15 protein-coding genes are annotated in these 11,790 nt (G+C 63.7%); 9 read left to right on the top strand and 6 right to left on the bottom strand.

All coding sequences use genetic code 11. The annotated features are described in order from the left end of the window. The coding region (gyrA, locus tag EOA38_RS15035; protein ID WP_127299552.1) for a DNA gyrase subunit A at positions 1 to 2,628 on the bottom strand (2,628 nt) is incomplete at its 3' end. Between the two features lie 210 nt (positions 2,629 to 2,838). Between gyrA and EOA38_RS15030 the strand changes: the two genes are divergently transcribed. After that, positions 2,839 to 4,536, top strand: coding sequence for a SulP family inorganic anion transporter (locus EOA38_RS15030; protein WP_245480835.1), 1,698 nt, complete (start codon positions 2,839 to 2,841; stop codon positions 4,534 to 4,536). A 35-nt stretch (positions 4,537 to 4,571) separates the two neighbouring features. On the opposite strand, the gene EOA38_RS15025 is transcribed toward EOA38_RS15030, so the two are convergent. Then, positions 4,572 to 5,405, bottom strand: a complete 834-nt coding sequence (locus EOA38_RS15025) for an AraC family transcriptional regulator (RefSeq protein WP_127299550.1) — start codon at positions 5,403 to 5,405, stop codon at positions 4,572 to 4,574. A gap of 84 nt (positions 5,406 to 5,489) precedes the next feature. On the opposite strand from EOA38_RS15025, the gene EOA38_RS15020 reads away from it, so the two are divergent. The 3 genes from EOA38_RS15020 to EOA38_RS15010 all read left to right on the top strand — a co-directional run bounded on the left by EOA38_RS15020 (position 5,490) and on the right by EOA38_RS15010 (position 7,152). Continuing rightward, positions 5,490 to 6,020: a hypothetical protein gene (locus EOA38_RS15020; protein WP_127299549.1), complete on the top strand. Its 531-nt coding sequence runs from the start codon at positions 5,490 to 5,492 to the stop codon at positions 6,018 to 6,020. 32 nt (positions 6,021 to 6,052) lie between these two features. Next, entirely contained in the window at positions 6,053 to 6,430 is a 378-nt protein-coding gene (locus EOA38_RS15015) for a VOC family protein (protein ID WP_127299548.1), read from the top strand. Positions 6,431 to 6,522: 92 nt separating this feature from the next. After that, complete coding sequence (locus tag EOA38_RS15010; RefSeq protein WP_127299547.1) at positions 6,523 to 7,152, top strand: MarC family protein; 630 nt, start codon at positions 6,523 to 6,525, stop codon at positions 7,150 to 7,152. Between the two features lie 44 nt (positions 7,153 to 7,196). Here EOA38_RS15010 and EOA38_RS15005 read toward each other — a convergent pair whose 3' ends face one another. The 3 genes from EOA38_RS15005 to EOA38_RS14995 are packed head-to-tail and all read right to left on the bottom strand — an operon-like array spanning position 7,197 to position 8,603. After that, on the bottom strand, positions 7,197 to 7,622 hold the full coding sequence (locus EOA38_RS15005; RefSeq protein WP_127299546.1) for an OsmC family protein: 426 nt from the start codon (positions 7,620 to 7,622) through the stop codon (positions 7,197 to 7,199). A gap of 22 nt (positions 7,623 to 7,644) precedes the next feature. After that, the gene (locus EOA38_RS15000; protein ID WP_127299545.1) at positions 7,645 to 8,043 is read right to left on the bottom strand and encodes a DUF2306 domain-containing protein; all 399 of its coding nucleotides are present in this window, start codon (positions 8,041 to 8,043) and stop codon (positions 7,645 to 7,647) included. Positions 8,044 to 8,081: 38 nt separating this feature from the next. Further along, positions 8,082 to 8,603, bottom strand: a complete 522-nt coding sequence (locus EOA38_RS14995; protein ID WP_126093812.1) for a single-stranded DNA-binding protein — start codon at positions 8,601 to 8,603, stop codon at positions 8,082 to 8,084. Here EOA38_RS14995 and EOA38_RS40355 point away from each other — a divergent pair. From EOA38_RS40355 to EOA38_RS14970, 5 genes are all read left to right on the top strand, one after another. Further along, positions 8,587 to 9,180: a cupin domain-containing protein gene (locus EOA38_RS40355; RefSeq protein WP_245480834.1), complete on the top strand. Its 594-nt coding sequence runs from the start codon at positions 8,587 to 8,589 to the stop codon at positions 9,178 to 9,180. The genes EOA38_RS14995 and EOA38_RS40355 overlap by 17 nt on opposite strands. A gap of 44 nt (positions 9,181 to 9,224) precedes the next feature. After that, complete coding sequence (locus tag EOA38_RS14985) at positions 9,225 to 9,539, top strand: metalloregulator ArsR/SmtB family transcription factor (protein WP_126093810.1); 315 nt, start codon at positions 9,225 to 9,227, stop codon at positions 9,537 to 9,539. Beyond that, on the top strand, positions 9,536 to 10,006 hold the full coding sequence (locus tag EOA38_RS14980; protein WP_127299544.1) for an SRPBCC domain-containing protein: 471 nt from the start codon (positions 9,536 to 9,538) through the stop codon (positions 10,004 to 10,006). The genes EOA38_RS14985 and EOA38_RS14980 overlap by 4 nt, the downstream gene beginning before the upstream one ends. Before the next feature lie 25 nt (positions 10,007 to 10,031). Continuing rightward, positions 10,032 to 10,637 carry an ATP-dependent Clp protease proteolytic subunit gene (locus EOA38_RS14975; protein WP_127299543.1) on the top strand — a complete coding sequence of 202 codons (606 nt, stop codon included), beginning with the start codon at positions 10,032 to 10,034 and terminating at the stop codon, positions 10,635 to 10,637. Positions 10,638 to 10,868: 231 nt separating this feature from the next. Continuing rightward, positions 10,869 to 11,153 (top strand): hypothetical protein, encoded by a 285-nt coding sequence (locus EOA38_RS14970; protein ID WP_127299553.1) that lies wholly within the window; start codon positions 10,869 to 10,871, stop codon positions 11,151 to 11,153. Positions 11,154 to 11,597: 444 nt separating this feature from the next. Here the strand turns inward: EOA38_RS14970 and EOA38_RS39745 are convergent. Next, positions 11,598 to 11,790: hypothetical protein (locus EOA38_RS39745; protein ID WP_210212965.1), on the bottom strand; the 193-nt coding region annotated here is incomplete at its 5' end.

Raw genomic sequence — 11,790 nt, 5'->3', positions numbered from 1 at the left:
GCGTATGCCCTCCACTGGCACGCGAATGACGGTGCCGCCGTCCGAAACCAGCATGATCTGATCGTCGTTGCCGATCGGGAAAGTCGCGACAAGGCGCCCGATCTCGGCCACTTTCGAGACATCGGTGGCGCGAATGCCCTTGCCGCCACGGCCTGTCAGGCGGAAATCGTAGGACGACGAACGCTTGCCGTACCCATATTCGGTCACCGTCAGCACAAGCTGCTCATGCGCCTTGAGGAATTCGTAGCGCTCGTCGGAAAGCTCGGCTTCCTCGCCGATCTCCTCATTGGTCAGCGCAATCTCTTCCTCCTCGCCGACAGTACCGGCGGCAAGCCGCCGCTCGGCGGCGGCGCGCTTGAGATAGGCGGCGCGCTCGGCAGGCGATGCGTCGACATGCTCGATGATGGACATCGAGATCACGCGGTCCGTCTCGGCCATGGCGATGCCGCGAACACCGACGGAGTTGCGGCTCTGAAAGACGCGCACGTCGCCGACCGGGAAGCGGATGCACTGGCCGGAATTGGCCGTCAGAAGCACGTCGTCGTTGTCGGTGCAGGTCTCGACGCCGAGGATCTCGTCGCCCTCTTCCTCCAGCTTCATCGCGATCTTGCCGTTGCGGTTGACCTGGACGAAGTCGGACAGCTTGTTGCGGCGCACCGTGCCGCGCGTGGTGGCGAACATCACGTCGAGCTCGCCCCAGCTTGCCTCATCCTCCGGCAGAGGCATGATGGTGGTGATGCGCTCGCCCTGCTCGAGCGGCAGCATGTTGATCAGCGCCTTGCCTCGCGATTGCGGGTTGCCGACCGGAAGACGCCACACCTTTTCCTTGTAGACGATGCCGCGCGAGGAGAAGAACAGCACCGGCGTGTGCGTGTTGGCCACGAACAGCCGGGTGACGAAATCCTCTTCCTTGGTCGACATGCCGGAGCGGCCCTTGCCGCCGCGGCGCTGCGCCCGGTAGAGCGACAGAGGCACGCGCTTGATGTAGCCGGAATGGCTCACCGTCACCACCATGTCCTCGCGCTGGATCAGGTCCTCGTCTTCCATGTCCGCCCCGCCCTCGGCGAGCTCGGTGCGGCGCGGCGTGCCGAACTCGTCGCGGACGGCGATGAGCTCGTCCTTGACGATCTTCTGGATGCGCGCGCGGGAAGACAAAATGTCAAGATAATCAACGATTTCGGCGCCGATCTTGTTCAGCTCGTCGGCGATCTCGTCGCGGCCGAGCGCGGTCAGGCGCTGCAGCCGCAGATCCAGGATGGCGCGCGCCTGTTCCTCGGAGAGATTGTAGGTGCCGTCTTCGTTGATGCGGTGGCGCGGATCGTCGATCAGCTTGATCAGCGGAGCGACGTCGTGGGACGGCCAGCGCCGTTCCATCAACTGCTCGCGCGCCGTCTGCGGATCGGGCGCGGTGCGGATCAGCTTGATCACCTCGTCGATGTTGGCGACGGCGATGGCGAGACCGACGAGCACATGGGCGCGCTCGCGCGCCTTGCGCAAAAGGTATTTCGTGCGGCGGCTGATCACCTCCTCGCGGAAGCCGACGAAGGCCTTCAGCATGTCGATCAGCGTCAGCACTTCCGGCTTGCCGCCGTTCAGCGCCACCATGTTGGCGCCGAACGACGTTTGCAGGGGCGTGAAGCGGTAAAGCTGGTTGAGGATGACGTCGGCGACGGCCTCGCGCTTCAACTCGACGACGACGCGGTAGCCCTGGCGGTCGCTCTCGTCGCGGATGTCGGAGATGCCCTCGATGCGCTTCTCGCGCACCAGTTCGGCCATCTTCTCGATCATCGCCGCCTTGTTCACCTGATAGGGAATCTCGGTGATGACGATCGATTCACGGTCGTTGCCGCGCGCCTCGATATTGACGCGGCCACGCATGACGATCGAGCCGCGCCCCGTCGAATAGGCGCTGTAGATGCCGGAACGGCCAAGCACGATGCCGCCGGTCGGGAAATCCGGACCGGGCACGATCTCCATCAGCGACGGCAGGTCGATGGCGGGGTTGTCGATGATGGCGATGGCGCCGTTGCAGACCTCGGCCAGGTTGTGCGGCGGGATGTTGGTGGCCATGCCGACGGCGATGCCGCCCGAGCCGTTGACCAGAAGGTTCGGGAAGCGCGCAGGCAGCACTTTCGGCTCGCTGCCGGAAGCGTCGTAAGTATCCTGGAAATCGACGGTTTCCTTGTCGATGTCCTCCAGCAATTCATGCGCGACCTTGGTCAGCCGCGACTCGGTGTAGCGCATCGCCGCCGGCGGATCGCCGTCGATCGAGCCGAAATTGCCTTGACCGTCGATCAGCGGCACGCGCAACGACCAGTCCTGCGCCATGCGAACCAGCGCGTCGTAGATCGAGGCGTCGCCATGCGGATGGTATTTACCCATCACGTCGGCGACCGGACGCGCCGACTTCACATATTTACGGTTCCAGTGATAGCCGCTCTCATGCGAGGCATAGAGGATGCGCCGATGCACTGGCTTCAGGCCGTCGCGTACATCGGGCAGCGCGCGGCTGACGATCACGCTCATGGCGTAATCGAGATAGGAGCGCTGCATCTCCTCGATGATCGAAATCGGCTCGATGCCGATGGGGCCGCCCTCCGGCCCGCGCGGTGTCTTCTGGTCGGTCAAATCAGGTCACAATCCTGTCGGGAATCACTCACCGCTTATATAGGATGCCGGGCTGAAACTCCAATGGCGGCGACACTTTTCCAGAGACAATTTTGGTGGTAATTTCAAAAGGATACCGTTGATTGCGACGATATGGCCAAGGTCGATTTCGCCGCCACAGGGGCAAGGTCGGCCATGGATCGTCACCCTCGGGCGGAAATAGCAAATGCAATGAATTGGACCTCATGGCTGCCTCTGCGGGCGCTCAGCGGCTGGACGGCAAAGGACCTCAACGGCGACCTGGCCGCCGGTTTCACGCTGGCGGCGATCGCCATTCCCGAACAGATGGCGACGGCCAGGCTCGGAGGCTTCCAGCCGGGGATCGGGTTCTTCGCCTTCGTCGCCGGATCCGTGGCCTTTGCGTTCTTCGGCGCCAATCGCCATCTTTCGGTCGGGGCGGATTCGACGATCACGCCGCTTTTCGCCGGCGGCCTCGCACTGATCGCGGCATCCGGCTCGCCGCATTATCTGGCGCTGGCGGCCATGCTGGCGCTGATGGTCGGGCTGCTGGTGGCGTTCAGCGGCATCTTCCGTCTCGGTTGGATCGCCGATCTCCTTTCGGTGCCGGTGACGACCGGTTTTCTCGCCGGCATTTCCGTCCATATCATCGTCTCGCAATTGCCCGGACTTCTCGGCCTGCCGCCGGAAACCGGCGAGACGCTGCGGCGCATCGACGAAATCGCCGCCAATCTCCACCTCGCCAATCCGTGGAGCCTGGCGCCCGGGCTCGGCGTGTTCGCGATCGTTTTCATTGCCGCGCGCATCAGCGCCCGCATCCCCGCGGCCCTGATCGGGATGATGCTGGCCACACTCGCCGTCACTATCTTCGATTTGCAGAACCGGGGCGTCGAAGTGCTCGGCGCCTTGCCGAACGGGTTGCCGACGCCCGAAATGCCGACCGTCGACTTCCGGGATGCGCAGGCCCTTTTCCCGCTCGCGCTGCTGATCGCCATCGTCGTCATGGTGCAGACGGCGGCCACCAGCCGATCCTTCGCGCCGCAGGATGGCGAAGCGCCCGATGTCAACCGTGACTTTGTCGGCGTTGGCGCGGGCAGCATCGTGGCCGGCCTGTTCGGTGCCTTTGCCGTCAACTCCAGTCCTCCGCGCACGGCCATCGCCGCCCAGACCGGAGGTCGCTCGCAGCTGTCCGGCCTGATTGCCGCGACCATCGTGCTGGCGCTCAGCACCTTTGGCGGAAGCCTGCTTGCCAACGTGCCGCAGGCAGCCCTTGCCGGCGTGCTGATGTTCGTCGCCCAGCATATCCTACGCTGGCAGGTGTTCGCCGCCGTCTATCGCCAAGCGCCGTTCGAGTTCGCGCTGATCCTGATCACCATGGTCGCGATCGTCGTCCTGCCGATCGAGACCGGCGTGGCGATCGGCATCGGCCTGTCGCTGCTGCACGGCATCTGGGGCTCCACGCGCACTGAGCCGATTGCGCTGGCGCAGGTGCCGGGCACGTCGGTCTGGTGGCCGCCAAGCGGTCCCAGCGCGGGTGAGCAGCGTCCCGGCGTGCTGGTGGCTGCATTCCAGGCGCCGCTTTCTTTCGTCAACGCAGACCGTTTCAAGCGCGGCCTGCGCGATCTGGTCGACGCCAGAAGCGATGAGGTGAAATTAGTGGTGCTGGAGGCCAGCAACATCGTCGAGATCGACTACACCGCCGCCCAGGCGCTGATCGACGTCATCCGCCATTGCCGCGACAAAGGCGCCGTCTTTGCCGTCGCGCGCATGGAATCGCTCCGCGCCCAGGAGGCGCTGAGACGGTTCGGGGTCGCCGACCTGGTCGGCACGCAGCGGATATTCCAAAGCGTCGACGCCGCCATCAAATCGCTTGGCCCGGGACGACCTCAACAGCAGGACGAAGCGCAATGATGAGCCACGCGAGCCCATCGTTACTGCCATCGCCGTCAACCCGGTCGACTGGAACGGCGGGCGCGATAGGCGCCGGGAGCCTCGCCCATCTCGCGCTTGAACCGGCGGTTGAAGGTCGACAGATCGTTGAAGCCGGCATCCAAAGCGATCGTCGAGATCGCCTCGTCCGACGCGCGCAATTGCACCGCGGCGCGGTGCAGCCTGGTCCGCAGCAGGAACTGGTAGGGCGTCATGCCGGCCACATGCCGGAACGTGCGCAGGAAATGATACGGGCTGGTCGCAGTGCCGTCGGCAAGTTCGGTGAGCGAAAGCGGCCGGTCGGCGTTGACCTCGATCAGGCGCACCGCCTCGGCAACGCGTTTCTGGTCGCGGCGGCTGGGTGTCGGCGCGACCTTGGGAGAGCCGGCTGCAGCCGCGACCACAGCGCCGGCAATGTTGAGCCCGAGTTCTTCGAATGCCTCGGCATCGCCCGTTTCCCGCGCAGCCTCCGCTTGCGCCAGCAATGATGCCAGCGCCGTCAAGGGCGGCAGGCTTGGACCGTCAAAGCCAAGCCGCTCCGCGCCCGGCACGTCGGCGACGACGCGCTCCATATACGTCGGAGAAAAATGGAAGGAGAGGCAGCGGTCGCCCGCGCCATGCTCGTGACCGCATTCGTAGCAGGCGCAGGGATTGCCGAGCAGGATGGCGCCGGGAGCAAGCATCGCCGTACCCTGGCGCGTGCGATAGCGGAAGGTGCCTCTGGTCACGGCGGCGAGGCAGAAACTGCGATGCTGTTCCTCGAACGGCCTGTCGCCGGCGCGTGCCGTGCAGATCACGTCGCACACCTGCCAGCCAGGCCCCGAAGCAAGGTATCTGTCAGTCGTCGCCATTACCGAAAGATAGCAATTTTTCCCAAGCGCAGAACCCTGCCGGCCCCTATTGCTAGTCCTCTCCTGACAAACGAGGCAGCAGCCATGACCGATCCTTTTGCCGAAGCCCTGCACAGCGACGGGCCCAATCCGGATCTTGCCGAAAAGCTGAAACTCTACGGCTGCTTCATCGGCGCCTGGACCTTCGACGCCACGCGCATTTTGGAGGACGGCACCAAGCTTGCCGGGCGCGGCGAGGTGCATTTCGGCTGGGTCCTGGAAGGCAAGGCGGTTCAGGATGTCTGGATCCTGCCCGCGCGGGATGCCGGCCCCTCGCCGTCGCTTGGGCCATGGACCTTCTATGGCACGACGCTGCGCGTCTACGACCCCGGCATCGACGCCTGGCACATTTTCTGGAGCGACCCTCGCAACCAGTATTACAGCCGGCAACTCGGCCGCGCCGAGGGCGACACGATCGTGCAGGTCGGCGCCGACGGCACCGGTGCATCGGTGCGCTGGAGCTTTTCGCGCATCACAGAAAATTCGTTCCGTTGGCTGGGCGAGCGCTCGCATGACGGCGGCGCGACCTGGCGCATCGAGGTGGAGTTTCTGGCCCGCCGATCGACTCCAACCTGAGCCATCAACCACCTGTAATCATGGAGAAAACAATGCTCGACCATGTCTCGATCGGCGTCCGCGACGCCGATGCCTCGAAACGCTTCTACGACGCCGCGCTGCAGCCGCTCGGCTATTCTTGCCTCAGCCAGTCCCCCGGCTCGCTCGGCTACGGCGCTGAAGCTGTCCAGCTCTGGGTCAACGACGCCGGCCGGCCGGTGCCGGAAGACACGGACTCGGGCCTGCACTTCTGCTTTTCGGCACCGACACGCGCCGGCGTCGATGCGTTCCATGCAGCAGCGCTGCGAGCGGGCGGCAAGGACAATGGCCAGCCCGGGCTCCGCGCGGCCTATGGCGATAACTACTACGCGGCGTTCGTCATCGACCCTGACGGCTACCGCCTGGAGGCCTATTGCGGCAAAGCCGAATAGCCGGCTGATTTCCCTTCCGCCTGTTTCCAGCGCCCCGGCTTTGCTCTACCAATTGAAGAGCTTGGGCTTCGCCCGGCGGGAGGGGACCAGCGATGCCGAGCTTCGACAGCCTGTTCAACGCCTTCGTCACCATACTGGTGACCATCGACCCGCCGGGGCTGGCGCCGCTTTTTCTCGCCGTGACGCGCGGCATGAACCGCGAGGAGCGTCAGCAGGTTTCCGTCCGCGCGTCGGTGATCGGCTTCCTGGTGATGGCGCTGTTCGCTGTCGCCGGCGCTTCGATCCTGTCGGTGTTCGGCATCACACTGCCGGCCTTCCGCGTCGCCGGCGGCTTCCTGCTGTTCTTCATTGCCTTCGAAATGGTGTTCGAGCGCCGCCAGGACCGCAAGGAGAAAATCGGCGACGTCGCCATCACCAAGGACATGATCCACAACATCGCCGCCTTCCCGCTGGCGATCCCGCTGATCGCCGGCCCGGGCGCGATTTCGGCGACCGTGCTGCTGTCGGGACACTTCGAAGGCTTTGCCGCGCAGGCGGCCCTGGTCGGCATCATCGCGATCTGTCTTGTGCTCACCTTTCTGGTGTTCGTGCTGGCCGAGCGCATCGACCGCATCCTGGGCCAGACCGGCCGCTCGATCCTGACAAGGCTGCTCGGCGTCATCCTGGCGGCGCTTGCCGTGCAGTTCGTGGCCGACGGCGTCAGGGCGCTGATGGCGGCTTGAGCAGCATCCCTACTGCCTACTGCCTACTGCCTACTGCCTATTCCCTATTTCACCGCCGTATCAACGACCTCGAAATCATGCGTGACGGTCGCGGTCTTGGCCATCATCGCCGTGGCGGAGCAGTATTTCTCGATCGAAAGGTCGATCGCCCGTTTGACCTTGTCGCGCGACAGCGCGCGGCCCTTGACGATGAAATGCATGTGGATGCGGGTGAAGACGCGCGGCTCGGTTTCGGCACGGTCGGCGTCGAGCTCGACCACGCAGTCCTCGACCGCCTCGCGGCCCTTCTCGAGGATGTGGACGACGTCATAGGCCGAGCAGCCGCCGGTGCCGATCAGCACCAATTCCATCGGGCTTGGCCCCGGCGTTCGGCCTTCCGGCCCGTGCGCCGTGCCCAGCACCACTTTGTGACCGCTGCCGGACTCGCCGACAAAGGTGCGTTCCTCGACCCATTTGACGCGTGCTTTCATGACTTTCCTCGAAAATATTGCCCTACTGGCCGAACACGACCGTATGCATGATGCGGCCCGGCAGCAGCGTGAAGATGCCGGCGCCGACCAGGGCGAAGACATAGAGTTTGATCATGGCGCCACGATGGGCGGCGACGCGACGCGTATGCGCATACCACACCGCCAGCGGCGCGGTGACCAGCACCAGGATCGACAGGATGTGGATCGGGCTGAACGGTCCGATGAGCCGGATCTGCTGGATCCAGAAGCTCGAGATGGCGATGACCAGCATCAGCGCCACCCAGACATAGCCCATCGCACGGTGGCGCGGCGTGCCTTTCGGCAGCGCCAGTTGGGCGCCGCCGACTGCCAATGCAGCAAAGGCCGCGAACGCATGCCACGGAATGGGAAATGGCGAGGACAAAAGCGGTCCGAGCGACATCGCTTTCCCCTCAAATAGCCACCGCGCGATCCCGGTGCTTAGAACGGGATCTCGTCATCCAGCTCGCGCGACGAGCCGCCGCCACCGCCCCTGGAACCACCACCGCCACCACGGCTGAAGCCCTCGTTCGGGCCGGACTGGCCGAAATCCGAGCCGCGGCTGTTGCCGCCGCCGGAATAATTGCCGACCTGGCCGCCGCCACCCTCGCCACGCGCGTCGAGCATCTGCAATTCGCCGCGGAACTTCTGCAGCACGACCTCGGTCGTGTAGCGGTCATTGCCGGTCTGGTCCTGCCATTTGCGCGTCTGCAACTGGCCCTCGACATAGACCTTCATGCCCTTCTTCAGATACTGCTCGGCCACCTTGGCGAGCTGGTCGTTGAAGATGACGACATTGTGCCACTCGGTCTTCTCCTTGCGCTCGCCGGAATTCTTGTCGCGCCAGCTTTCCGACGTGGCGATGCGGATGTTGACGACCGGATCGCCCGAATTCAGCCGGCGGATTTCAGGGTCCGCCCCGAGATTGCCGACCAGAATGACCTTATTGACGCTACCCGCCATCTTATTTCTCCGCGCTCATCCGAAACAATTTTACGTCGCCGCACCTTACAGCCTGCCGATCGCCCATGCCCGCAAAGGCTGGCTTTTCCCACAAGGTTTTTGTTCTCTTTTCGTTCTATTCTTGACGGCTGCTCCTGTCAAGGAATGTCACCAAGAAGTAGTGTTCTGCGTAGGAAACAAAAGAGGAGACATCCGAATGAACATCGTTACGCATGAGGATCGGCCGCGAGAGATGTGGCGAGCCGAAGTGGAGACCCGCATGCAGATCGCCGCCGCCAATGGCGTCGCCGAGCTTTGCATATTCGAGCAGTGGGTCGGGCCAGGTGCCGGCGCGCCGACGCATTCGCATCCAGTGGAAGAGGTGCTGACAGTGATTGCCGGTAAAGCCGAAATGTGGATCGAAGACCGACGCGCCGGACTCACCGCCGGGCAGTCGCTGATCATTCCCGCGCACCGCAAGCATGGCTTTCGAAACGTTGGTTCCGGCACGCTTCATATCCATGCCGTGCTCGCATCACCGATCTTCGAGGCAAGCTTCGACGGAGCCGCGGAGCCGGTGAAACGCTGGATATCCTAAAACGGCACTTGCCAAACCAATAAGTATCGACTTATGCTTCGCACATGATCGAAGCAGAGATTTTCCGGGCGCTGGCCGATCCGACACGGCGCGCCGTCTATGAGCGGCTGGCGGCCGACGAATTGACCGTGTCCGAATTGCGCGCCGGCATGAGCGTGTCGCAGCCCGCGGTCTCGCAGCATCTTGCCGTACTGCGCGGCGCCGGCCTCGTGATCGAGCGGCGCGCCGGCCGCAACGCTTATTATCGCGCCGACCCGCAAGGGCTCGATCCCCTGCTCGGCTGGATCGAACGTTACCGCGCCTTCTGGCCGGAGCGAATCGAGAGGTTGAAGACGGTTCTGAAGGAAATGGATCAATGACGGCTATAAAACATCCGGCAGCGACCGGTGCACCGCTGAGCTTCGAATGCGAGCTTCCGGATCCGCCGGAAAAAGTCTGGCGCGCGCTGACCGAGCCGGAACTGCTCGCCGCCTGGATGATGCCCAACGACATGAAGCCGGAGGCGGGCAAGCGCTTCGCCTTTGCCGGGCCGGATGCGCCGATCGAATGCGAGGTGCTCGAGGCCGAGCCCGGCAAGCTGCTGCGCTATTCCTGGCGCGAGCGGCCGGGCGCAGACGCTGATCGGCTTCCGGCCTTCGACAGCGTCGTCACCTTCACGCTCGAGCCCACGGTTTCCGGCGGCACGCATCTCAGCATCGTCCATGACGGCTTCGTAGCAGCGCATCCTGTCGTCGCCGTGGCCGGTGCCGGCTGCGGGCTGTCGCTCGACGCGCGCAAGAACCCGACCGCCGCCAATGCGCCCTTTATGATGCTGCGCGCGGCTTGATCAACGAACCGAGGAGCCTTGGCCAATGAGCGCCCTTGCCAATCTGGTGCCGATGGTGATCGAGCAGTCGAGCCGCGGCGAACGCGCCTTCGACATCTTCTCGCGACTGCTGCGCGAGCGCATCGTCTTCATCAACGGCGAGATCAATGACGGCGTGTCGGCGCTGGTCTGCGCGCAGCTTTTGTCGCTGGAATCCGATCATCCCGACAAGGAGATATCGATCTACATCAACTCGCCTGGCGGCGTGGTGACCAGCGGCTTCGCCATCTACGACACGATGCAATACATCTCCTGCCCGGTGTCGACGGTCTGCATGGGTTTTGCGGCGTCGATGGGCTCCTTCCTGCTGATGGCCGGCTCACCCGGCCGGCGCATCGCGCTGCCCAACACCAGGATCGTGCTGCATCAGCCGCTGGGCGGTTTTCAGGGCCAAGCCTCCGACATCCAGCGCCACGCCGAGGACATTCTGCGCACCAAGCGCCATATGACGGAACTCTATGCAAGGCATTGCGGGCGGACATATGAAGACGTCGAGCGCACGCTCGACCGCGACTATTTCATGACCGCCGAGGAAGCCAAGGCCTGGGGCCTCGTCGACCACGTCTACGACACGCGCAAGAAAGCCGCCTAATGCCTAATGCATGTCGCCCAAAAGTGCGCAGCGGTTTTGGAGAACGACATGCATCAAAACAAAGACCTAAAGCGCGTCGCCTGAATCCGCTTCAGCGCAACGCGCTTTAAGGCATGTCGCCCGGAAGTGTGTAGCGGTTCCGGAGCAACGACATGCATCAACGTGAGACCGCGCGGCAATTTGATTGTGACGCGTCTGGCCCCGATTTCGACGTGCCTCTATAGTCGAGGAATGACGACGCACCGGACATCCAGCCATTTGCGCATCGCCTTCGCCGCTCTCGTTGGCTCTCTGATTGGCAGCGCGGCAGCTTTTGCCGACGACAGCTCGACGCAGAAATTGCCGGGCGTCAGCAGCGACTATCGCATCGCCAAGCCTGCTCCGCAGCCTGAGCTGGACGACGCGCAGCCCGCCGGCAACAATGGCACGTTCAAGATCGGCGATACCGATGTCAGGATTTCCGGTAGCATAACCATCGACATGGCAACGGGCGGCATCAGGCCTCCCAGCCACTGAGGGCCATTTCGGCCTACCAAAGCTCCCACTCACAAAATGTAAGCCCCGCCACTGCTTCCGCAGGTGGACGGGGCTTTCATGGATCTGAAACCCAACTTTAGCCGGGAGTGGACTGCCGGCGTTCTGTTTCGGATGCAACGCGGCACTGAGCCGACGATCCGACTATGGTCTCTGATTGTACGGAATCGGCAAGTCACGGTTTGTCGGGCCGGCGCTCGCGCCTACCCTGGCACTTATGCCTGCCGCGGCTCCATCAACGCGTGGAGCCTCAATGGACTGTCCGGTGGCGTCATGCTCCGCTCCTGGGTCCGTTGCGACAATGTCGTTCGAAGCACAAATCGCTAACGCCTGCGGCGTCTCGCAGGCCACCTCTTGGTGGCGAGGCCATCGAAAGACGGCCGGCTTCGTTGACGCCTTCGAGACTGCTCCCGCGGGTCCGGGACGTCAACCTTTGAATAGCCGGTTACGGGAAAATGTGATCGCTTGGAGGTTACGTCCAGGTAAGTCGCCTGCTTCCCGCGGATCGGACAGGACGGCTTTTGGCAGTCGCTGTTTCCACAGCGCTTTGTCAGGAGCGTGTTCGATCTTTGTTCTTTGCGCTTGCCCGCCCGCACGAAAGACGGTTAAACGCTTTTGT

The sequence above is a fragment of the Mesorhizobium sp. M1E.F.Ca.ET.041.01.1.1 genome, assembly GCF_003997355.1.
GTDB lineage: Bacteria > Pseudomonadota > Alphaproteobacteria > Rhizobiales > Rhizobiaceae > Mesorhizobium.
This window is presented reverse-complemented; position numbering and strand designations above follow the sequence as displayed.